This window comes from Acinetobacter sp. YH12072 (assembly GCF_013419565.1).
GTDB lineage: Bacteria > Pseudomonadota > Gammaproteobacteria > Pseudomonadales > Moraxellaceae > Acinetobacter.
This window is the reverse complement of sequence record NZ_VOZV01000022.1, coordinates 25,117-48,725: the sequence shown is the minus strand read 5'-3', so window position 1 is coordinate 48,725 and position 23,609 is coordinate 25,117. Positions and strand designations below refer to the sequence as shown.

The 23,609-nt window shown below is 42.4% G+C and carries 21 protein-coding genes and 1 tRNA gene; 16 read left to right on the top strand and 6 right to left on the bottom strand.

From position 1 onward, the window contains the following. The first annotated feature begins 294 nt into the window (after positions 1 to 294). The 5 genes from FTU19_RS10600 (at position 295) to FTU19_RS10580 (ending at position 4,819) form a co-directional block, all read left to right on the top strand. A complete protein-coding gene (locus FTU19_RS10600) occupies positions 295 to 678 on the top strand; it encodes a prepilin-type N-terminal cleavage/methylation domain-containing protein (RefSeq protein ID WP_159123753.1) in 384 nt (127 codons plus the stop codon). A 442-nt stretch (positions 679 to 1,120) separates the two neighbouring features. Then, on the top strand, positions 1,121 to 3,109 hold the full coding sequence (gene tkt / locus FTU19_RS10595) for a transketolase (protein WP_180018671.1): 1,989 nt from the start codon (positions 1,121 to 1,123) through the stop codon (positions 3,107 to 3,109). A 135-nt stretch (positions 3,110 to 3,244) separates the two neighbouring features. Next, positions 3,245 to 3,460: a hypothetical protein gene (locus FTU19_RS10590; RefSeq protein ID WP_004786275.1), complete on the top strand. Its 216-nt coding sequence runs from the start codon at positions 3,245 to 3,247 to the stop codon at positions 3,458 to 3,460. Positions 3,461 to 3,642: 182 nt separating this feature from the next. Then, positions 3,643 to 4,098: a GNAT family N-acetyltransferase gene (locus FTU19_RS10585; protein WP_180018669.1), complete on the top strand. Its 456-nt coding sequence runs from the start codon at positions 3,643 to 3,645 to the stop codon at positions 4,096 to 4,098. Between the two features lie 127 nt (positions 4,099 to 4,225). Next, positions 4,226 to 4,819, top strand: coding sequence for a YceI family protein (locus FTU19_RS10580; protein WP_180018667.1), 594 nt, complete (start codon positions 4,226 to 4,228; stop codon positions 4,817 to 4,819). Positions 4,820 to 4,999: 180 nt separating this feature from the next. On the opposite strand, the gene FTU19_RS10575 is transcribed toward FTU19_RS10580, so the two are convergent. Continuing rightward, positions 5,000 to 5,719: a glutamine amidotransferase gene (locus tag FTU19_RS10575; RefSeq protein WP_180018666.1), complete on the bottom strand. Its 720-nt coding sequence runs from the start codon at positions 5,717 to 5,719 to the stop codon at positions 5,000 to 5,002. Positions 5,720 to 5,944: 225 nt separating this feature from the next. On the opposite strand from FTU19_RS10575, the gene yfcF reads away from it, so the two are divergent. Beyond that, complete coding sequence (yfcF, locus tag FTU19_RS10570; RefSeq protein WP_180018664.1) at positions 5,945 to 6,592, top strand: glutathione transferase; 648 nt, start codon at positions 5,945 to 5,947, stop codon at positions 6,590 to 6,592. 197 nt (positions 6,593 to 6,789) lie between these two features. Beyond that, positions 6,790 to 7,740 (top strand): cation diffusion facilitator family transporter, encoded by a 951-nt coding sequence (locus FTU19_RS10565; protein ID WP_180018209.1) that lies wholly within the window; start codon positions 6,790 to 6,792, stop codon positions 7,738 to 7,740. 55 nt (positions 7,741 to 7,795) lie between these two features. On the opposite strand, the gene FTU19_RS10560 is transcribed toward FTU19_RS10565, so the two are convergent. The 5 genes from FTU19_RS10560 to FTU19_RS10540 all read right to left on the bottom strand — a co-directional run bounded on the left by FTU19_RS10560 (position 7,796) and on the right by FTU19_RS10540 (position 14,320). Then, positions 7,796 to 8,773 carry a fatty acid desaturase family protein gene (locus FTU19_RS10560; protein ID WP_180018207.1) on the bottom strand — a complete coding sequence of 326 codons (978 nt, stop codon included), beginning with the start codon at positions 8,771 to 8,773 and terminating at the stop codon, positions 7,796 to 7,798. 94 nt (positions 8,774 to 8,867) lie between these two features. Further along, positions 8,868 to 9,656, bottom strand: a complete 789-nt coding sequence (locus tag FTU19_RS10555) for a PaaX family transcriptional regulator C-terminal domain-containing protein (RefSeq protein WP_180018205.1) — start codon at positions 9,654 to 9,656, stop codon at positions 8,868 to 8,870. Positions 9,657 to 10,039: 383 nt separating this feature from the next. Then, the gene (locus FTU19_RS10550; RefSeq protein WP_180018203.1) at positions 10,040 to 11,752 is read right to left on the bottom strand and encodes an electron transfer flavoprotein-ubiquinone oxidoreductase; all 1,713 of its coding nucleotides are present in this window, start codon (positions 11,750 to 11,752) and stop codon (positions 10,040 to 10,042) included. A 114-nt stretch (positions 11,753 to 11,866) separates the two neighbouring features. After that, the gene (locus FTU19_RS10545; RefSeq protein WP_180018201.1) at positions 11,867 to 13,108 is read right to left on the bottom strand and encodes an MFS transporter; all 1,242 of its coding nucleotides are present in this window, start codon (positions 13,106 to 13,108) and stop codon (positions 11,867 to 11,869) included. A gap of 57 nt (positions 13,109 to 13,165) precedes the next feature. Further along, positions 13,166 to 14,320, bottom strand: coding sequence for an acyl-CoA dehydrogenase family protein (locus FTU19_RS10540; protein WP_180018199.1), 1,155 nt, complete (start codon positions 14,318 to 14,320; stop codon positions 13,166 to 13,168). 307 nt (positions 14,321 to 14,627) lie between these two features. On the opposite strand from FTU19_RS10540, the gene FTU19_RS10535 reads away from it, so the two are divergent. From FTU19_RS10535 to FTU19_RS10495, 9 genes are all read left to right on the top strand, one after another. Then, positions 14,628 to 15,407, top strand: a complete 780-nt coding sequence (locus FTU19_RS10535) for an enoyl-CoA hydratase (RefSeq protein ID WP_180018197.1) — start codon at positions 14,628 to 14,630, stop codon at positions 15,405 to 15,407. Positions 15,408 to 15,410: 3 nt separating this feature from the next. Continuing rightward, entirely contained in the window at positions 15,411 to 16,928 is a 1,518-nt protein-coding gene (locus FTU19_RS10530; RefSeq protein ID WP_180018195.1) for a 3-hydroxyacyl-CoA dehydrogenase, read from the top strand. Positions 16,929 to 16,940: 12 nt separating this feature from the next. Next, positions 16,941 to 18,143, top strand: coding sequence for a 3-oxoadipyl-CoA thiolase (locus FTU19_RS10525; protein ID WP_180018193.1), 1,203 nt, complete (start codon positions 16,941 to 16,943; stop codon positions 18,141 to 18,143). A gap of 15 nt (positions 18,144 to 18,158) precedes the next feature. Next, positions 18,159 to 19,376 (top strand): CaiB/BaiF CoA-transferase family protein, encoded by a 1,218-nt coding sequence (locus FTU19_RS10520; protein ID WP_180018191.1) that lies wholly within the window; start codon positions 18,159 to 18,161, stop codon positions 19,374 to 19,376. 130 nt (positions 19,377 to 19,506) lie between these two features. Beyond that, positions 19,507 to 20,358: an IclR family transcriptional regulator gene (locus FTU19_RS10515; RefSeq protein WP_125279305.1), complete on the top strand. Its 852-nt coding sequence runs from the start codon at positions 19,507 to 19,509 to the stop codon at positions 20,356 to 20,358. Between the two features lie 243 nt (positions 20,359 to 20,601). Beyond that, on the top strand, positions 20,602 to 20,982 hold the full coding sequence (locus FTU19_RS10510) for a hypothetical protein (protein WP_180018189.1): 381 nt from the start codon (positions 20,602 to 20,604) through the stop codon (positions 20,980 to 20,982). Next, the gene (locus FTU19_RS10505; RefSeq protein WP_180018187.1) at positions 20,952 to 21,524 is read left to right on the top strand and encodes an autotransporter outer membrane beta-barrel domain-containing protein; all 573 of its coding nucleotides are present in this window, start codon (positions 20,952 to 20,954) and stop codon (positions 21,522 to 21,524) included. Before FTU19_RS10510 ends, FTU19_RS10505 begins: the two co-directional genes overlap by 31 nt. Before the next feature lie 393 nt (positions 21,525 to 21,917). Then, positions 21,918 to 23,339: a cysteine--tRNA ligase gene (cysS, locus tag FTU19_RS10500; protein ID WP_180018185.1), complete on the top strand. Its 1,422-nt coding sequence runs from the start codon at positions 21,918 to 21,920 to the stop codon at positions 23,337 to 23,339. A gap of 65 nt (positions 23,340 to 23,404) precedes the next feature. Then, positions 23,405 to 23,480: transfer RNA gene (locus tag FTU19_RS10495), tRNA-Gly, on the top strand. The last annotated feature ends 129 nt before the right edge of the window (positions 23,481 to 23,609 follow it).

Here is a 23,609-nt window from a genome sequence, read left to right as displayed (position 1 = left end):
TTAATAAATAGTCTGTGAATTGATAAAGGACGCTTATTAAGCAGTGATATTTCTAAACAAATTTGCATAACTAAATACTAAGAAAAATATAAAAATTAAAGTGCCTAAAATATCAAGGAAAGTGATCATTCTATTAATAAATTAAGAAGGGGGTATTGATCGTACGACAGACAGCCTTGCTGCAAATAGTCCGATTCTGCATAGTAGTTTCAAGTCTTCAGAAACCGCCTGTCAGGAAGTGGCGAAATCTTTTGGTATGGACTTGTTTAAAAGACTGTACGGAGATGGAAAAGCATGTATCAAAAGGCGTTTACCTTGATTGAAGTCATGATTGTACTCACAATTATTGCCATTCTGGCGACAGTAGCTGGCATGAGTTATCACAGTTATGTAGTGCGAAGCCAACTAGCGGAGGTTTTTGAGCAAGCGGGTAGCTATCGAACTCAATTTATTGCCTCTGATGGTCACTGTGATGCAGGCCGTCAAATTGGCAGCGGAACCCAATATATTGAAAAAGTCGTGATCAATGCAGCTTGCCGGATTGAATTTAAGCTACGGCAGGATGGGATAGATACGGCAATCCGTGGCAAATCCATCGCCTTTGATGTCTATGGCGGCAGTTGTTCTTCGAGCGATATCAGTCAGCGTTATTTACCTAAAGAGTGTCGAGGACAATGATTTTCGTGGTATCGACTAGCCTGATTGAACTTCAACCTTTATCTTTTCATGTCTGATGATCTTGGGCAGACATTAGATATTCACATATGCATTTTTATGGACTGGAAAAAGATCACTTATTTAAGTCTGGATCTTCTGTTTTGACTCCTAGCTGGAGGTATCCTGAAGAGGAATTCAACATATTGTAAAAGTTTAATTTATAAAAAATAGTTAAGAATAATCCCAGATTTATCATCTTATTAGAATTTAACTTAGACTCTAGTCAATCAATGCACCTTAAAAGTGCAGAATATTTATCCGATAGGTAAATACAAGATCAATAAATTGATAAATATTGTAGGCTAGTCTTTACCCCTCGCTGTTTTTTTAAGACAATAGACGGCAGTTTTGAAAGTCTTTTCATCATTTCCTATTTCTTCTGAATTTATTTGGACGCTGATTTATGACAACCCCGCTTAATGAACGTCGTATTGCAAACGCAATTCGTGTATTGGCAATGGATGCTGTGCAAAAAGCAAACTCAGGACATCCAGGTGCTCCAATGGGGATGGCAGATATCGCTGATGTGGTTTGGCGCGAATTCTTAAACCATAACCCAACAAATCCGAATTGGGCTAACCGTGACCGTTTCGTATTGTCGAATGGCCATGGCTCTATGCTTCAATACGCACTTCTTCATTTAACGGGCTATGATCTTTCAATTGAAGATCTTAAAGCATTCCGTCAACTTCATTCTAAAACTCCAGGTCACCCAGAATTGGGCTATGCACCGGGTATTGAAACAACCACTGGTCCTTTAGGCCAAGGTATCGCAAATGCTGTTGGTTTTGCACTGGCTGAAAAAACTTTAGCAGCGCAATTCAACAAGGAAGATATCAAAGTTGTAGATCACTACACTTACTGCTTCCTGGGCGATGGTTGCTTGATGGAAGGTGTTTCTCACGAAGCATGTTCTTTGGCAGGTACTTTAGGTCTGGGTAAGCTGATTGCTTACTATGATGACAACGGTATTTCGATTGACGGTGAAGTTGAAGGTTGGTTCTCTGACGATACAGAACAACGCTTCAAGTCTTATGGCTGGCAAGTGATCAAAGTTGACGGTCATGATGCTGATGCAATCCGTCAAGCCACTGTTGAAGCAAAAGCTGAAGCGAACAAACCAACCATCATCATGTGTAAAACAGTGATTGGTTTAGGTTCACCAAACAAACAGGGTAAAGAAGACTGTCACGGTGCTCCTTTAGGTAATGACGAAATCGTATTGACTCGTGAAGCTTTGGGTTGGTCAGATGAAGCGTTTGTCATTCCTGAGGATGTATACGCAGCTTGGGATGCCAAAGATAAAGGTTCACAAGCTGAAGCAGCATGGAATGAAACTTTTGCCGCTTATGCAGCAAAATATCCAACTGAAGCAGCTGAATTAAAACGTCGTCTTTCTGGTGATCTTCCAGCTGACTTTGTTGCAAAAGCGGATGCTTATATCGCTGAAGTAAATGTAAAAGAAGAAACCATTGCTACACGTAAAGCGAGCCAAAATACGTTACAAGCCCTTGTGCCTTCACTACCAGAAGTACTAGGTGGTTCTGCTGACCTTGCAGGTTCTAACCTGACACTTTGGAAAGGCGCGCAAGGCGTACAGGACAATCCAGCAGGTAACTATGTTCACTACGGTGTACGTGAATTTGGTATGACTGCGATTGCCAACGGTGTTGCACTGCATGGCGGTTTCATTCCTTATGTAGCAACATTCCTGATGTTTATGGAATATGCACGTAATGCAGTACGTATGTCTGCACTGATGAAACAACGTGTGATCCATGTATATACTCACGATTCAATCGGTCTGGGTGAAGATGGTCCTACACACCAGCCAATTGAACAAATCGCATCTTTACGTGGTACACCAAACCTGAATACATGGCGTCCATGCGACACTGTTGAAGCAGCGATTTCCTGGAAATCTGCTTTGATGCGTTCAGAAGGCCCAACAGCGTTAATCTTCTCTCGTCAAAACCTGCCATTCCAAACGCGTACTCAAGCACAAATTGAGAATGTAGCGAAAGGTGGTTATGTTCTGGCTGAAGAAAAAGGCGAATTGAAAGCGATCATCATTGCGACTGGTTCTGAAGTTTCTCTTGCAATGGAAGCTTATGCACAACTCGAAGGTGTACGTGTTGTATCTATGCCATGTGCTGAAGAGTTCGTGAAACAGGATGCTGCGTATCGTGAAGCGGTTCTTCCTTCAAATATTCGTGCACGTGTAGCGGTTGAAGCTGCACATGTAGATTACTGGTGGAAATTTGTAGGTCTGGATGGTCGTGTGATCGGCATGACCACTTATGGCGAATCTGCACCTGCTAAAGACCTGTTTAAACACTTCGGCATTACAACTGAAGCTGTTGTAACAGCTGTAAAAGAGATTACTGCTTAATCAACTGATTAAGTCGTTTTTTAAGGGCGCCCCAGTTTTGGGGCGTCTTTTGTTTTTCCGCTTTCTAGCCTTGTTTTCATGTGGCAACCGCTAAAAAGTGTTCTCCCATAATTGAAATGAAAGAGTGAGATAAACATGAGCTTGTATGAACAAATTAGTGATGAAATTACTTTAATGGATGCAGGCGAGCAGAAATGGATCGGGCAGGATCTACCCCTTGAAGCAATGGTTGCGGTTGAGCTATTACTTCAGGAAATGGCTGAAGAAAAAATCATTAAAGTACGTCGTAAGAACCATGAAAAGCATTCTGGTTTGAAACAGGTGGATCGTATTCTGGTTGAAAAACTTTAACAGAAAATACTAAAAGTCCCTGAATGGGGCTTTTTTTATGTCGGATGATTTCCTCTGACAGTTGCTTATGAACATTAGATGAGATAAATCTAAGTTCGTGCCATCATAAAAACCTAATGACTCATATCGTAAATAATTGACTTAAAGATAATTAAAGACATAAACCAAAGAAGTTACTCAATATGGAAATATCATCCCAGATCCAGATCAAATCTCTAGAGCAAATATCACAGCCCGAATGGCTATTTTTATGGCAAGACTATCAACGCTTTTATCAGACCCAAATTTCGGATGAGGTAAGTAAAAATACCTGGGATAAATTAACCAATTATGAGCTAGATTCAATGTACGGTTTTGCGGCGCTGATAGATGGAAAGGTCGTTGGGATTGTGCATGTCATCGAACATAACAGTAGCTGGACCATGCGTCCTTATGCCTATTTGCAGGATTTATTTGTTCATCCGGATTATCGCGGGCAGGGCGTAGCACGTGTACTGATTCAGCATATCTATGATGTAGCAAAGCAGCGTAATTGTGATCGGGTGTACTGGCTGACCCATGAATCGAACCATAAAGCCAGATTGCTCTATGATAAAGTGGCCAAAAAAACCGGATTTATCCAGTATCGTATGTCTTAAATGCTTAGATTTACACGAGAATTTACAATTTTATCGTTTCATAGTTGCAACAAAACGTTTTATCTTTAGGGATGTAAACGGTTCAAGATTCTATAAACTGAAGTTAATTCAGACGAGAGATAACAACATGAATTTGAAAACATTAACTTTAGGCTTGGTAGCCGCATCTATTGCAACTTTTAGCTTTGCAAAACCGGTGACTTATACAATTGATCCGAGTCATACTGCGACGGTATTTAGCTGGAACCATTTTGGGTTTTCTACGCCATCTGCAAACTTCAGTGACATCCAAGGCACCATTAATGTTGATAATGAAAAACCTGCGAATTCTTCGGTCAATGTGAACATCCCGGTTGCAAGCATTAATACGAATGTGAAAGCACTGGATGACCATATTAAGACAGCAGAATTTTTTGATGTTGCCAAATATCCGAATATTACTTTTAAAAGTACTAAAGTTCAGGCTTTAGGCAAAAACAAATATAAAATCACCGGCAACTTAACCGTGAAAGATGTCACTAAACCTGTGGTACTGGATGCGGTGTTAAATAAACAGGGTGAACATCCGATGGCAAAAGTTCCGGCAATTGGTTTTAATGCCACAACATCATTTGACCGTTCTGCATTCGGCTTAGGCGCGAATGTTCCGCATGTGAGTGACAAGATTACTGTTCAGATCACCACTGAAGCGACCATTCCGGCAGAACCTGCAAAGAAATAAGATTTATTTCCATTCTGCATAAAAAGAAAAAAGCACCTTTATAAAGGTGCTTTTTTCTTGGGCCAATAGATGAGTTATGAATCAGAATTGGCATTTATCTGAAACTAAAAAATCTTAGCTATGATTCCATTAATCTATTTTGCAAACTTTTAATCATAAATATTTATCCAGTACCTTTGATCAAGATACTAGTTTTAACTGAGTCAGATATTGCTCTAGGACAGATTTAGAAGTGCTTTCCAGTGCAGGCGCAAATTGAAGATTGGCTGCCCGAAGAACTGGGATATTAATTTTAGCTTGACGTAATTCAGAGGTATGACCAACTAGCCATTTTTCCAAGCTATCGCCAGCGACTTCAGGATGAAATTGCAGAGCCAGAATATTTGATCCTATCCGGAAAGCCTGATTTGGATAGAGATTGGAACTGGCTAATAATTCAGCCTGTTTAGGCAGATCAAAAGTATCGCCATGCCAATGTAGCACTTCAATATTTTCCAAGGCTTGTAGTGGATTATTCTCAGTGGCTGGAAGACTAAGTTTAGACCAGCCAATTTCTTTGCTATGTCCTGCATAGACTTTAGCACCGAGTGCATGAGCCATGAGTTGAGCACCCAGACAAATACCTAAAGTGGGTAAATTCTTTTCTAAACGCACTTTAAGTAAGTCTATTTCTTGTTGTAAGAAAGGGTAGTCCTCCGTTTCATAAACACCAATTGGACCCCCTAAAATAATTGTCAGACCTTTATATTCATACGCTTTACGCAGGTCATCAATACCGGCTTCAAAATAGCGAACACGTAATCCCAACTGATAAAATACATCTTCCCAGGCACCTAGGTCTTCAAAAGCCAGATGTTGAATGGCATATACGGTATCGGGGAAGTGATCAAGGTTCAGCATAGCAGTCAGGTCTAAATGGAAAATATTTATTTAACGTTATTCTGCAAAAAATTAGAAGTCTTTTTAATCCGGTGATTTAGCCTTAGGTAGGTGATTCATCCGAATCGGCAATCCTATGTAAGACTATAACTCCGCTTTGTATCAATATGCAGCGATATTTTCCTTTTCTATAAAAAAGGCGTTAGAGTAGAAAGCAGTGGATAATCATAAGAGGCAGGATAAGAAATGCACAATATCTGCTTATATGTCGATAAAAAACGTATCAGTCCTTATGCCATGTCGGTTTATGTGGCTCTAAAAGAGAAAGGACTCAACTTTCAGGAAAAAATGATCGATCTGGATCTGCTGGAACAGCAATCTTTGGCTTATCGTAAAATTTGTCCGAGTGGCAAAGTTCCTTGTCTGATCATTGATGATTTTCATTTATTTGAATCGTGGGCGATTACTGAATACCTGGAAGATGCTTTTCCGGCACCGGATTATCCTGCTTTATATCCTGCAGAGATGAAAGCCAGAGCAAAATGTCGCGCCGTTCAGGCTTTGATTAAAACTGATTTTTCCTCTATCCGGCAGGATATGCCCTCAACTTCGATCTTTGTTCCACCTAAAAGGCCTTTAATCGCATCGGCTGAAACCATGCAGGATATTCAGCGCTTACTGGCAATCACAGAAATTTTAGTTGAAGAGTTGTGGCTCACCGAACGATGGTCAATTGCAGACTTTGATCTAGCCTTTATGCTGCATCGTCTGCTTAGTCATGATGTTGAGCTTCCCGAAAAGATTCAGGCCTATATCCAGCGTAATTTTCAGCGATCTTCAGTGCAGTCCTGGATTTTGGAAAATGAAAAATTGAGGACTCATGCTGAGTTTTGATTCTATGTCCGGTAGAGAGGTTAATTTAATAATTTAAGTACTAAGTTTGCTTAATGAATAGACATGGATATTTTAAAAGAGAGCCAAGTTATACAAAAAATTGCTTAAATATCAGCAGAGCAAGCGTAGTATAGAAAGTATAGGTAATAAGAAGTAGCTAAAACTTAGAATCAGATTCAAATGAAAAGGAGTATAAGGTGGGTGGATCACATCATCATGATCATAGTCATGTAGAAGTTAGTGCGAAGAATGCCAAAAAACTGTCCATCGCCTTAGCCCTGACGACAGCCTTTTTAATTGTAGAAGTTATTGCCGGTTTTATGACTCAGAGTCTGGCCTTGCTTTCTGATGCAGCACATATGTTTACCGATGCCGCTGCATTGGCGATTGCACTGGCTGCGATTAAGATCGGGCAAAAACCCGCAGATGATAAACGTACCTTTGGCTACCAGCGATTTGAAATTCTGGCAGCTTTGTTTAATGCGATTATGCTATTTCTGGTGGCGATGTATATCTTGTTCGAAGCTTACCAGCGCCTGAGCCATCCCCCTGAAATTGAAAGTCTGGGCATGTTGATTGTCGCCATACTTGGACTGGTCATTAACCTGATCTCCATGAAAATTCTGGTTTCTAGCAGTCAGGAAAGCTTGAATATTAAAGGAGCTTATCTGGAAGTACTGAGTGATGCACTAGGTTCGGTGGGTGTCATTATTGGCGCAATCATCATCTATTTCAGCGGCTGGATGTGGATTGACACCGTGATTGCGGTCATGATCGGATTCTGGGTCATTCCACGGACATGGATTTTATTGAAACAGAGCATCAATATTCTGCTGGAAGGAGTTCCCGATGAAATCGATATTGAAAAACTGCGCCATGACCTACTGGCGCTAGACGGTGTTGAAGATATTCATCAGCTAAAAGTCTGGGCGATTACTTCCAAGAAAGTCATACTGACCGTTCATCTGGTTGCGCCAGAAGTTGACTATAAAAAGTTGCATCAGGAGGCGTTTGAGATGTTGCACCATGAACATCACATTACTGAGATGACATTGCAAATTGAAGCAGAAGATTGTCCCCCAGAACAGCATCGGCAATCAGCCCATTCGCATGAGCATCATGACCATAAAGAAAGCCATCAACATTAAGTTTAAAAAATTTTGCCATCACACTTAATGTATTTTTAAACTTCGATCTTTTATTTTAGCCTTTTAATAATGAAACAATTACATCTTTATAACTCGGTGGCGCTTTCACGTAATCGCGCTCTCGCAACATCTGATGCATTTTGGGCAGATTTTGATGCGGAACAGAGGCCATTAAATGATGTTCAATATGATAATTTACATGAATCGGTGCAACGAAAGCCCGCGCTAGCCAGCCTGCATGGGTGGTACGGGTATTAGTCAGTGCAGAATGGCTGGTTTCCAGGCCTGCATGTTCAGCCATTGCCCGTATACGGATAAACAGTGGGAAAGGAGTGATATAAGCTAACGGCCATAATAAATAAAGTTTTGGATGACCGCTGGCCCAAAGTGCGGAAAATAGGGCAGCATTGGAAATCAGCATGCCCGAGCTATTTTTTAACAGATTCTTTGCCAGTTCCAAGTTACTGCGATTACCACGAGGAATTGGTTTCGGATCATTGGAAACACTCCATTCCAGAAGTTCTAAATCCATCAAGACTCGGCCAGCCAGAAATTTTAGGCCGGATTGACCATTTAAATCTCTAAAGAATTTTCTAAATAATGATTGTTTAGTAATTGGAAAGTTTTTCACCAAACCTAAATCTGGATCATCAGGTTGAGAGGTGCGGGCATGATGTTTCAAATGATAAGGACGATATTTACCGACCTCATTCCAGATCGGACGGGCGCACAACCAGTCAGTGAAGTGTGTGTTTAGCCACTTGGTTTTAAACAGACTGTGGTGTGAGGCATCGTGCATTAAAATGGCCATAGCCAGCTGACGACCTGCCAGAATGGCTAATGCCAAGGCACATATCAATATTTTTCCCCAGACTGGTAAATATTCCCAGCTATAAGCGACTGTGCCAAAGGTCAAAACAATCACAGCCCAAGTTGAGCCTACTGCCAGAGCCCCCTGTAAGTCGGATGGGGTGGTCAGCTCTTTGATTTCTTCACGGCTAAATAGCTCTGTGACACTCACTTTACTGTTCATTATTCTGCCTTGATCTAGTTCTTGTATTTCTTGTCACTATATTTGAATTAAAATATTACAGTCAATTTATTTTTGTGAGTGTATAGGAAATAAATTATACGCCTTGCTGCTGAAAATATTGCTGCCATAACTGCTGGCCTTGCTCTTCCATACGCCGTACAGCCAGTTCAAACTTTTGTCGGGCTGGAGCGTCTAGCCACTCTTCAGGCAATAATGGATCTGCACGCAGACTAAATACGGCAGATTTCGCCAGATAAAAGGCAGTTTTAGCTGATTCAGCCAAGGATAAATATTCATGACTTTCAAACCACTGCTCAATTTCCTGACTAATATTTAAATAGGTTTGATGGAGACCATGAATATCCCAAAGTGCAGATACATGGGTGTGCTGATCGATCTCGCTAACCTGAAAAAATCGTGCGCCTTGATCTAGGCCAAACTTGACGGCTGCTGATTTAAGCTCGTTCAAACTGAGTTGTAAATTATCCGGGCGGATAAACACATTCTGTTCCAGCTCCTGAAATCCATAATAACGCAGGGCTTTTTCCCGTTTAGATAAGGCCGTACGATCTACTCGTCCCAACGCACCGGTATAAACCAGAATGTATTTGCCATCCCAAGCCGTAGCAGTCTGCATATTGGGATGTTTGTTCAGGCTGATAAAAGAAGTATCAAATTTTTTTTCAATTAACTGATAAATGCCGCGTTCTACTGACTGAATGATCTGATCCTGATTGAGTCGTGCGACTGCAACCCGCAAGCTGTTGTCAGAGATTCCTAATAAATCTGCTGCACATAACATCTGTTTGATGCTAACAGTAGAGTTATGTGAGGCATAGAGCAGGTCTAGCACCAGATGTCGGGCATTCAGTTTATAAGTCATGAAACTAGATCGTGATTAGAAAATGAGAAATTGGAAACTTTTTGTACAATAGCATTTTGAATAGGAAGAACCAAAGAGGAATACGACTAAAGTGTTTGTATATTCAGGCAATTAATTTTAATTAAAGGTAATGTTTATAAATAAAAATGACTAGATAAGGTCTTGGTTTTTTACTGGGACACAATATTTCACAATCAATAAGCTGGTCTAAGCAGCAAGTCAGCGAAAAAGACCTGAATCTGTTTTTATTTTTTTATTCTTGATTATTTTTAATCCCAGCTCCCTTGGGAGCTGGGATTACCTAAAAAAATAAATGAAGCGTTATTCCTAACGTCTACATGTTTGGGTATGAGAGGCAATGCCTCGCAAGAATTATCCTAACATTACATGTTAGGATAATTCGGACCACCAGCACCTTCCGGCACCACCCAGGTGATATTCTGAGAAGGATCCTTGATGTCACAAGTCTTGCAGTGTACACAGTTCGCCGCATTGATCTGGAAGCGTTTAGAACCATCATCATTTTCCATGATTTCGTAAACACCTGCAGGGCAGTAGCGCTGCGCAGGCTCATCCCATTTTGGCAGGTTGACGTTTACTGGAATTGAAGCATCGGTCAGTTTCAAATGTGCTGGCTGGTTTTCTTCATGGACTGTATTCGATACAAAGACTGAAGATAGACGGTCAAACGTCAGCTTGCCATCCGGTTTTGGATAGTTCGGCTTGAAGTTCACTGCATCCACCGTTTTCAGTGCACTGAAATCAGGAACTAAATCATGGAGCGTGAATGGAACTTTAAACACGTTCTGGTCGATGAAGTTGAATGCACCGCCCATCCATTGACCAAATTTGTGCATTGCCGGGCCAAAGTTACGTGCGCTATATAACTCTTCTTTCAGCCAGCTATTGTTGAACTTGTCTGTATAAGACGTGAGTTCTTTAACGAAGAAGTCTTCACCTTCAGTCACACGTGCAACTGCAAGATCACCACCTTTTTCTACACCAGCTTTGATCGCTTCAAAGACTGCTTCACCACATAACATGCCTGATTTCATCGCAGTGTGTGAGCCTTTGATTTTCGCAAAGTTCAGGAATCCAGCATCATCACCAATCAGTGAGCCACCCGGGAAGGTGAATTTCGGCAGAGAGTTGAAACCACCTTTGGTTACGGCACGCGCACCATAAGAAATACGCTTACCGCCTTCCAGATATTTTTTGATCAGTGGATGGGTTTTCCAGCGCTGCATTTCCATGAACGGGTACATGTGTGGGTTTTCATAAGAAAGATCCACGATCATGCCCAGAGTGACCTGGTTATTTTCAGCGTGGTATAACCACCAGCCGCCTGAAGAACCTGTTTCAGATAAAGGCCAGCCAGCACCGTGCATTACCAGACCTGGCTTGTGTTTGGCCGGATCAATTTCCCAAAGTTCTTTAATACCGATACCGTAGTGCTGAGGATCAGCATCTTTATCCAGATTAAACTTCTGGATTAAACGTTTACCTAAGTGACCACGGCAGCCTTCAGCAAAAATCGTATATTTCGCGTGAAGTTCGTAACCTGGGGTAAAGTTATGCGTTGGTTCACCATCTTTACCAATGCCCATATCACCAGTTTGGATGCCTTTGACTGAACCATCTTCATGATACAGAATTTCAGCAGCAGCAAAGCCCGGGAAGATCGAAACTTCCAGTTCTTCCGCTTTCTGGCCTAACCAACGCACCACGTTACCAAGAGAGATGACATAGTTGCCATCGTTGTGCATGGTTTTCGGTACCATCCAGTGAGGAGCTTCTTGTGATTTTTCATCTGAAAGAAGGAAGAAAGTTTTATCCTCTGTCACAGGAACATTTAAAGGCGCGCCTTCTTCTTTCCAGTTCGGGAACAGCTCGTTCATGGCACGAGGTTCAAGCACAGCACCAGAAAGAATATGAGCACCGACTTCGGAGCCTTTTTCCACGACACAAACGGACAGATCATTCAGGTTGTTTTCAATTGCAAGCTGACGGATTTTGATTGCCGCAGAAAGACCCGCAGGGCCTGCGCCTACGATGACTACGTCAAACTCCATCGATTCTCTAATAATATCTTCCATAATAAGAAATCCTGTTTCGCTTAGCGGTATTTTACCACAGTGAAAAAGTTTTTAAATAGAAAGTTGGGAATTGATTATGAAAAAAGCCTCCTAGGAGGCTTTTTCTAAAACGGATTAAGATTTTTGAGGATCGTAGAGTTTTTCTTTGATGAACAGGGCAGGAAGCAGACCACAGATAAAGTATGCAGCACCCATTACTAAGAAGCCAAGACCGATCGAACCGCCTGTTGCCAGATAACCAATCGTAGCTGGGGCAATTGCCGCACCTAAACGACCGACATTATATGCACCACCAATTGCTGTGCCGCGTACGTTGGTTGGGAAGCTTTCAGTCATATAAGTCGCATTCACACCATATGGAATACCATATAGGAAACCGAAGATCACCAATAAGTATAGAATGTTGTCTGGTGAGTTATAGAATACGATCAGTGGTAGGAAGATCGCAGTACCAATCGCACCGAAGGCATAAGTAAAACGACGTCCGAATTTATCTGCCATTAAGCCTGCAAGGATTTTACCTAGAATCATCGCGGTATAGGTACCGACCATGTAGGCAGTCATTTCCTTGAACTTCATACCCAGTTCACTTTCAAGGTATGTTGGCATCCAGTTGTTTACGCCATAGTAACCAAACTGAAGGAAACCGGCAGTCAAAGCCCATAAGATAAACATGTTACGGTTTTTCTTATCTTGGAAAATCAGCTTCCAGGTCGACTCAGTAGGTTTGTCAGTCACTTCAACTTTCTTGAAGCGGTTTTCTTGCCATGCCGCTGGTTCTGGTACCAGAATGTGCATCAAAATAGCCAAGGCAATTGGAATCGCAGCTACATAGAACAGCATGCGCCAGCCGTGATCTGGAATTAACCAGCCCGCAAGCAAGGTCGCAACGATATAGCCAACTGTCCAGCCAGCCTGTAATGTACCTAAAACGGTAGTACGATATTTAGTAGGTACGTACTCAGCCATTAAAGTATTCGATGCAATATACAAAGAACCCAAGCCAAGAGAAGCGAAGAAACGTAATGCACCAAATTGAGCAAAGCTTTGGGTAAAACCAAGACCACAAGTCAATGCCGAAAATAAAAGGATTGAGACAACGACGGTACGTACACGACCGAATTTATCACAAGCCCACCCTCCGAATATACCTCCAACTGCCATACCTGCAAGGGTAAAGCTTCCGAGCATCCCAGCTTCGACAGAGGTTAGGCCAAATTCAGCTTTAATACTGTTTAAGCTGTAGGAAAGCAGCATTAAATCCGCACCATCGACCAGCAGGGCGAGGAATGCAAAAATAAATGCGATTTTCCAGGTATTTGGGCCAATTTTTGAAATTGTATTCGTTATAGCCATCATCCATTACCTATAAAAAAGGCCTGATCGCAAGGAGAGTTGATCAGGCCAAACTTGTTACTGAGTCGCCTCGCGAATCATATTGCGAGCAATAATGACTTGCTGGATTTGCGTGGTTCCTTCATAAAGACGGAATAAACGCACATCGCGGTAGAAGCGCTCAATTGCATATTCACTGATGTAGCCCGCGCCACCATGGATTTGCACACCACGGTCAGCGACACGGCCACACATTTCTGTTGCAAACATTTTTGCGCATGATGCTTCAGTACTTACATTCTGGCCGGCATCACGACGACGCGCTGCATCAAGCACCATGCATTTCGCTGCATAAATTTCAGCTTTAGAATCTGCCAGCATGCCCTGGATCAGCTGGAAGTTGGCAATCGCCTGACCGAACTGCTTACGTTCAACGGCATATTGCAATGAATCTTCCAGCATACGGGTTGCAGCACCCACGCTCAGTGCAGCAATGTGGATACGGCCTTTATCCAGAACCTTCATCGCAGTTTTAAAGCCAACGCCTTCTACACCGCCAATCAAAGCTGATGCAGGGATACGGCAGTTTTCAAAGATCACGTCACAGGTATGTGCGCCTTTCTGGCCCATTTTCTTGTCACGTTTACCCAGTGAAATACCTGGCAAGTTACTGTTAACGATGAACGCTGAAATAGCTGCAGCACCTTTTAATTCAGGATTGGTACGTGCCATTACTGTGAATACACCCGCATGTGGCGCATTGGTAATGAAACGCTTGGTACCATTCAGAATGTACTCATCACCATCTTTTACAGCAGTAGTTTTAAGCGACGCTGCATCAGAACCAGAATCCGGTTCAGTCAGACAGAACGAGCCAATAATTTCACCGCTGGCAAGTTTTGGCAGGAAGTGCTGTTTTTGCTCTTCAGTACCATCGATGATCAGGCCAGATGCGCCGATACCGTTATTCGTACCAATCAATGAGCGGAAAGCAGGGGAAGTACGGCCCAGTTCAAAAGCGATATAGACTTCTTCTTCCATGGTCAGGCCAAGACCGTCATATTCTTCAGGAATGGTTAAACCAAATAAGCCCAACTCTTTCATTTGTTGCACGATTTCTGCTGGAATTTCATCCGTTTCTGCAACAATTTCTTCATTTGGGATTAATACGCCTTCTACAAACTGGCGAATCATATCTACCAACTGGTCTAAGGTTTCCTGATCACGAATCATGTCCTAACTCCGTATCTAGGATTTCGTTCTGTCCACATCTTGTCCAATGTGAATAAAAACTCATCACTAAGCTAAATTTATGCGGATACTAATTAAAATTAAAACAAGGATCAATATATACGAAAGTATATTTCGCTGTGCGATATTTATGTTTTACTTTAAAATTGGCTTTAAATAATTGATTTAATGTGATTAATGCTGTTTTTAAGGCGTTATAAAATATTTTTTGTTCAAATTTGAATAGTTTACTTTGAACTAAATTTATGTATATTGTTAATTAAATACCGCTGTGCGAAATGAGAAGATTATGGAAAGCACTGAAATTTTAAAATTGACTGTACAGGAAGATGGCGTCGCAATTGTTCAAATCCATCGCCCGGAAGCACGTAATGCCTTGAACCTGGAATTACGTCAGCAACTCTCTGAAGCATTTCAATACCTTTCAAAATTAGATGCTGTAAAAGCGATTATTTTGACCGGCGGTGAAAAAGTATTTGCTGCGGGTGCAGACATTAAAGATTTCACCACTGCAACTACAGCCCAAATGTATTTACGCCATACTGAACAATATTGGCAAAGCATTACTGATTGTCCGAAACCGATTATTGCAGCAGTCAATGGCTATGCACTCGGTGGTGGCTGTGAACTGGCCATGCATGCGGACATCATCATTGCCGGTGAAAGTGCCAAATTTGGTCAGCCTGAAGTGAAACTGGGCTTGATGCCAGGTGCAGGTGGGACACAACGTTTACTGCGCGCGATTGGTAAATATCAAACCATGCTTTGGGTATTGACCGGTAAATTGGTGAAAGCTGCTGAGGCTGAGCGTATGGGCTTGGTTTCTGAAGTCGTGGAAGATGAAAACACCATTACCCATGCGATTGAGATTGCTCAAACGATTGCGTCTTTCTCTCCAATTGCAGTGCAGCAAATTAAAGAAGTGACCAATCTTGGCCAAGATCAATCTTTACAAGGTGCTTTGGCATTGGAACGTAAAGCTTTCCAGATTTTATTTGATACCAAAGATCAGAAAGAAGGCGTGAATGCGTTCTTTGAAAAACGTCCTGCACAATACACTGGAGAATAAGACATGACCATTCAATCTATGGCGCTCATTGGTACTGGTGTAATGGGCATGGGTATCGCGCAAATCGCAGCCCAGGCAGGTCTGGAAGTGCGCTTATTCGATGCCAAAGCAGGTGCGGCAGAAGCAGGTTTGGCTAAACTTAAAGCTACGCTTGAAAAGCTGCAAGCCAAAGGTAAATTTACTGAAGAAGTTCTGAATGCAACTCTGGCACGTTTCAAAATCCTGAATAGCATTGAAGAAGTGGCTGGTGTTGATCTGGTGGTTGAAGCCATCATCGAAAATCTGGACATCAAGCAAGGTTTATTTAAACAGCTGGAAAGTATCGTATCTCCAGAAACCATTCTGGCAACCAATACCTCATCACTTTCAGTGACTGCTATTGCATCCAACCTTGAGCATCAAGGTCGTATGGCGGGATTCCATTTCTTTAATCCAGTGCCCTTGATGAAAATTGTCGAAGTGATTGCTGGCCTAGCAACAGATGAACAGGTCGTTGCAGATCTACTCGAACTGGCACAACGTATGGGGCACTTCGGTGTGCGTACCAAAGACACGCCTGGGTTTATTGTTAACCATGCCGGCCGTGCTTATGGTACGGAAGCACTGAAAATCCTAGGCGAAGGGATTGTCTCAGTTTCAGAAATCGACCGTATTCTGCGTGAAGGTGCCGGTTTCCGTATGGGACCACTGGAATTGTTTGACCTGACTGCACTGGATGTTTCTCATCCAGTGATGGAATCGATTTTCAACCAGTATTATCAGGAAGATCGTTATCGTCCAAGCGCTTTAACCCGTCAAATGCTGGCTGGTAAAAAAGTCGGTCGTAAAGTCGGTGAAGGCTTCTATAAATATCAGGATGGTCAAAAGACCAATGAAGCTCCGGCTCAGATTGCGCCTGAAGTAACTGAATTCAGCCCAGTCTGGATCAAAGCAGATCTTGAGCAGGATGCCAGCATCTTGCGTGACTATATCCGTGAGCAAGGCTTGATCATCGACAGTGCTGAAACTCCGGCAGCTGACAGTCTGATTCTATTGGCCACTTATGGTGAAGACACGACAACAGCTGCATTACGTTTTGAGGTTGATGCGACTCGTGCAATCAGCATTGATATGCTGACTGATTTTGCCAAGCACCGTACCATCATGCCTTCGATTGCAACTCAAAAAGCCTATATCGACCAGGCACATGCATTGTTTGCTAAAAATGGTCATGGCGTATCGGTAATTGCTGAAAGTATTGGCTTTGTCGCACAGCGCGTATTGGCAATGGTCGTGAATCTGGCTTGTGATATTGCCCAACAACAAATCGCAACTGCAGCCGATATCGATAAAGCAGTAAAACTTGGTCTGGGCTACCCACATGGACCAATTTCATGGGGTGATGTTTTGGGCGCAGAACGTATCCTGTTGATCCTGGAACGTATCCTGGCGAATACTGGTGACCAGCGTTATCGTCCAAGTACATGGTTACAACGCCGCGCCCGTTTAAAACTATCTCTTCTTCACACTGCAGCAGTTTAAGGAATCAAACTCATGTTAAATGCATATATTTATGATGGATTACGTACGCCATTTGGCCGTCATGCAGGAAGCCTGGCAAAGGTTCGTCCAGATGATTTAGCTGCACATGTGATTAAGGCATTGGTTGCAAAACATAATCTACCTGCTGATATTTTTGATGATGTGATTCTGGGGAATACTAACCAGGCCGGTGAAGACAGCCGTAATATTGCACGTCATGCAACGTTATTGGCGGGTCTAGATGTGAAAACGCCAGCACAAACTGTGAACCGTCTATGTGCTTCAGGTTTAGCAGCGGTGATTGATGCAGCTCGTGCGATTACTTGTAATGAAGGGGATATCTTCCTTGCAGGTGGTGTCGAGTCGATGTCTCGTGCACCGTTTGTCTTTGCCAAATCTGAAACACCATTTAGCCGTGATTTTAAAGTATTCGATTCAACCATCGGCGCACGTTTTCCGAACCCTGCCATTGAAAAACAGTTCGGCAATGACACCATGCCGCAAACTGGCGATAATGTAGCAGTAGAATACGGTGTAACCCGTGAAGATGCAGACCAGTTTGCTGCAGCATCACAAGCCAAATATGAAGCAGCTAAACAGGCAGGTTTCTTTGCTGACGAGATCGTGGGTGTTGAAGTGCCTCAAGGCCGTAAATTACCAGCAAAATTGGTCGATCAAGACGAACATCCACGTCCATCTTCTAACTTGGAAGCGCTACAGAAACTACGTCCACTGTTTGAAGGCGGTGTAGTGACTGCGGGTAATGCTTCTGGTGTCAATGATGGTGCAGCAGCGCTAATCATTGGTTCTGAAGCCGCTCAGGAAAAACTGGGCATCCAGCCAATGGCGAAAATCATCGCTTCAGCGGCTGCGGGTATTGAACCACGTATTATGGGCGCCGGTCCGGTTGATGCGATCAAACTAGCATTAAAACGTGCCAACTTGACGTTGGATGACATGGATATCATTGAAATCAATGAAGCATTCGCATCACAAGTTTTAGCATGCTTAAAAGGTCTGGGTGTGGCATTTGATGATGCTCGTGTGAACCCGAATGGTGGTGCGATTGCAGTTGGGCATCCACTCGGTGCTTCAGGTGCTCGTTTAGTGCTCAGCACCGCTCGTGAATTGCAGCGCAGCGGCAAAAAATATGCTGTGATTAGTCTGTGTATCGGTGTGGGCCAAGGTCTGGCACTGGTCATCGAACGCGTATAAACAAAGGAAAAACACATGGGTGCATTAGAGGGTATTCGCGTACTGGATTTAAGTCGCGTACTTGCAGGTCCTTGGTGTGGTCAAATCCTCGCGGATTTAGGCGCTGAAGTGATTAAAGTTGAACGTCCTAAAACGGGTGATGATACCCGTATGTGGGGACCACCTTGGATGAAAAATGACCATGGTGAAAATACACGTGAAGCGGCGTACTACCAGTCAGCCAACCGTAATAAAATGTCAGTTGCGATTGATATTTCAACGCCTGAAGGTCAGGAACTGGTCAAAGCACTGGCTGCTGATTCAGATGTGGTGATTGAAAATTACAAAGCGGGTTCATTGAAAAAATACGGTCTGGATTATGAAAGCCTCAGCGCGATTAATCCGAAACTGGTGTATTGCTCAATTACTGGCTTTGGTCAAACTGGCCCTCGTGCACCTGAACCAGGTTATGACTTTATCATCCAGGGGATGGGCGGTTTAATGTCTGTCACTGGTGAGAAAGATGACTTACCAGGTGGTGGACCACAAAAAGTTGGCGTGGCTTTTGCGGATTTGACGACGGGTTTGTACTCGACCATTGCCATTCAGGCTGCTTTGCTGAATCGTCATGTGACTGGCCTGGGTCAGCATATTGATATGGCACTGTTGGATGTGCAGGTTGCTTTGCTGGCAAACCAAGGGATGAACTACCTGGCTTCAGGTAAAATTCCAGGTCGTTATGGTAATGCGCATGCCAATATTGTGCCTTATCAAGTGTTCCGCGCTGCCGACCAAGACTTCATTATTGCCTGTGGTAATGACAAGCAATTTGTTGCCTTGAGCGCTGCAATTGGTTTGCCTGATTTACCGCAAGATCCACGTTTTGTGACCAATGCACTGCGTATTCAGCATCGTGCAGAAATCACAGAGCTGCTAGCCAAACATTTCTTAAGCAATACTGCGAAGCATTGGGTAGAAGCAATTCATGCAGTGAAAGTTCCGGTAGGCCTGATTAATAACCTTGAACAAGCTTTCCAGGAACCACAAGTGCAAGCGCGTAATATGCTGGTTGAGATCCCCCATCCGTTAAAAGAAAAATTAACGGTGATTGGCTCACCAATTAAATTATCGCGTACACCAGTGGAATATCGTAAAGCACCACCAATGTTAGGTGAGCATACGAATGAAATTCTTTCACGTGTCGTGGATGAGGAAAAACTGGAGGCCCTAAAAGCTCAAGGTATTGTTGGTTAATAAACAAGAAAACCCATAAGTCCAATAAAGAAGCAACTTAATCAAAGTTGCTTCTTTGCTATATACAAGATAATTATTTATAATTTCGCAATGCGAAACACTTATTATGAATTTGAAGGACGGTGAAGACATGTCTGATGATGTACCTGAAACCGATCAGTCGGAAGAAAAATTAATTGCGCCTTTGCGCCATGAGTTATTGCATCCGATCGAAGATATGCAGGATGAAAATGACCGTCAATTTATTACAGCTTTAGCACGTGGTCTGGAGTTACTGCGCTGCTTTAGTCCAAAACATCAGCATCTGGGCAATCAGGAACTGTCACAGATGACAGGTCTACCTAAACCGACGATTACCCGTTTAACCCATACCTTATCCCGTTTAGGATATTTAAAGCAGGTTCCGAATTCGAGCAAGTTTCAGCTCTCAGTCGGCGTACTGTCTTTTGGTTATTCGATGCTGTCGAATTTATCCTTGCGATCGGTTGCTCATCCATTAATGAAAAATCTGGCAGACTATGCTGAGGCAGCCGTTGCAATGGCGACCCGCGACCGATTGAACATGATTTATCTGGATGTGGTGCAGGGCAAAGGCAATGTCACCATGCGTCGTCAGGTAGGAACCCATTTGCCGATTCATTTAAGTTCAATGGGGCGTGCCTGTCTGGCTGCAATGCCAGAAGATGAGCGTGATTTTCTGCTTGATGCGATTCGCCGTAAACATGTTGAAGAATGGCCACAGATCCAAAAAAATCTGGAGAAGTCATTTAAAGACTATCAGGAATATGGTTTCTGCTTTTCAATCGGTGAATGGCATAAGGATGTGAATTCGGTTGCAGTTCCTTTTGTCCATGAACAGCATGGTCTACTGGTGTTTAACTGCGGCGGTCCAAGTTTTCTGCTCAATGAAGAGAAAATCAAAAATGATATTGCACCACGTTTATTACATATGGTGAACAATATTAGAAATGAATTGGGATAATACATTTCTCAATTGATTAATTTTAGAAAATAGTAGGTATTTCAATTAAATACCTGCTATAAAATATCTATAAAATTCATTGAAAATAATAACTCTTTTACCTGATAATAATTTATCATTATTTTACAAATACTTAATTAATTCCTCTATGGTAATTCATGAGTGTTTTTATCACTCATAAGACCTTAATTTAAATTAAAAATAGCTTGATAACTAAAGATGATAAGGGGTATGAAAACTAAGATGAAGACAATTACAACAGCTCTTTCTTTGGCGGTAGTTGTTATAATGGTGACTGCATGTGGTGGTGCAAAATCCTCTACAACAGTGAATACACCCCCGACTAATGGCGGTACTACACCGACTACGCTTGCTTATACCTATGACAAAGCTAAATTTAATGTTGTGGATAACGCTGCGCCTACTAAACAGGTAAGGATCGAGATTGCTGATCTTGATGTTCAAAAGAATGCATATCTGCAACATTCTGTCCAAAAGATATTTAAATACATTCAGGATTATCAGAATGGTACGATCACGGTTGAAGACCTGACCAATGCGGGGATCGCAATTCAAGATCCGTCACCAACATTTTGGCTGATGCTTCAACTGAAACTGATGTAACTGGTCTGGGCGCTTATGCAAAATGGCAATCTGACAAGGGTGTATATGTTTCAGGTAATGTGCAGCTTGGTTTCGGTGATGTTGAGTTTAACCGTACTGTGACTGATGGGCTTGATTCGGTGAAAGAATCCAATAAAGCTGATCTGTTTAAATACGGTGCTTATGCTGAACTGGGTTATGACTTCTTCGCTGACCGTCTGACTGTTTCACCATACATGGCTTTAAGCTATAACGCTGCAAAACTGGATGCGGTCAAAGAAGATACTGTTATTGGTCTGACTGTAAGTGATGTAGATGTGGCTGAAACTAAAGCGCATGTGAGTGTGCGTTTTGACTATGAGCTAAACCAGAATCTTTACCTGACTGGTTATGGTGAGTATGCCGATGCCTTTGATCGTGATAATGGCATGGTCACAATCTTGTCCAATGTAGATAATGCAATCCAGTATGGTTATCAGGCTCCGTCCTTTGACAAGGATTACCTCTTGTATGGTGTCGGTTTGAACTATACCAGTGGCAATAAATGGAACTTGGCGAGTTGACAGGCAATGCATCTGAATCAAGCGATTACCTGATTCAGTTAGGCTTGAAATACCACTTCTAAGTCCTGAAATGAAAAAGCCCTCTTAAGATAGGGGGCTTTTTTTAATTACTGAATTATGATTTTTCAATAATCAGGTGTAGCTTTCACGGATCATGCTGATGGTTTTACAGGTGGTATTTAGTAGATCATTATGGACTTTATTTCTGAAAGTCCTTAATTTCTTTACTCATACTGCAAATTGCAATTTAAGGCTCTTACGTTCCATGCATGATCTGTCTATGTAATAAAAAATAACCGCAGAAAAAGTCTTGAAAACTTTTCTTAAAACTTTATGAAAAATAATGCTTAGGTTAAGATGAACCATCATTTGTAAAAGCATTCTAGAAGACCTATGCAACCATTTGTTCTATATAACTCAGAGCAACGTAAAAAAGTAGAATTTGTGCCTCGTAAAGAAGGTCAGATTGATCTGTATGTCTGTGGGATGACGGTCTATGACTACTGTCATATTGGACATGCACGCACGGTGGTTGCATTTGACTATATTATCCGTTTCCTGCGCAGTCAGGGCTGGAAGGTGAAATACGTACGCAATATCACCGACATTGACGACAAGATTATTAAACGTGCCAATGAAAATGGGGAAAGCATTTCATCACTGACCAGCCGTTTTATTGATGCCATGAATGAAGACTTCGCCAAGCTGGGCTGTCTTGCACCAGATGTTGCACCAAAAGCCACTGACTATATCGATCAGATGCAAAATATGATTGATACACTAGTCCATAATGGCACAGCATATCCAGCCAATAATGGTGATGTTTATTTCGAAGTTGAAAAATTTGCCAAATACGGCCGCCTTTCAGGCCGTAAACTGGAAGATATGCAGGCAGGCGCTTCTGAACGTGTAGACGTCGAAGTTGAGAAAAAACACCCATTTGACTTTGTACTTTGGAAACATGCCAAAGAAAATGAACCTTCTTGGGCTTCACCATGGGGCAATGGTCGTCCAGGATGGCATATTGAATGTTCTGCGATGTCAACCTGCTGCCTGGGCAATCATTTTGATATTCATGGTGGCGGTGCTGATTTAAGCTTCCCGCATCATGAAAACGAGATTGCACAATCTGAAGCAGCGACAGGTGAGCAGTATGTGAACTACTGGATGCATGCCGGCTTCATCAATGTTGATGGTGAAAAGATGTCGAAGTCTTTGGGTAACTTCTTTACTATCCGTGATGTGATTGAAAAATTCCATCCGGAAGTGGTGCGTTACTTTATTGTGTCTTCACACTACCGCAGCCCAGTGAACTATTCTGATGTGGCCTTAAAAGAAGCGAAAAATACGCTGATGCGTTTCTATCATTCTTTCAAAGCTTATCAGGCAGTATATGGCGAACAACTGGTTGAAACTCTGGATCAAAGCTTTGTTGAGCGTTTCAATACAGCCATGTGTGATGACTTTAATACACCAGAAGCCATTGCTGTATTGTTTGAACTGAATAAAGAGCTGAATCGTGCAGTAAAAGATCAGAATCAGGAACAGGCTGCTGTTTATTATTCTACTCTGCGCCATCTCACCAATATTCTGGGTCTGGTACAGCACAATGTCGACGAATTCTTAAAGTCTGATATTGGTCAGGAAGCTTTAGGCTTGTCTGAAGAGCAGATTGAAGATCTGATCCAGCAACGTAAAGATGCCAAAAAAGAGAAAAACTTTGCTCGTGCCGATGAAATCCGCCAGTCTTTATTAGACCAAGGAGTGGTGCTGGAAGATACCCGTCAAGGAACTGTATGGCGTCGTGCTGATTAATTCGACAGTTGAATCAATAGAGAGTTGACAGTTAGCAGAAACTCTCTATAATTCACTCCCATATTGCGGGAATAGCTCAGTTGGTAGAGCACAACCTTGCCAAGGTTGGGGTCGCGAGTTCGAGTCTCGTTTCCCGCTCCAAAATTCAAAAAACCCTGATCGAAAGATTGGGGTTTTTTATTGCCTACGCAAAATAAAAAGGAAAATCAGAACTGATTAACATAATGAAATTCTGAATAATGAAGAGCTTTTGGTCAGGGAAATTTCTAA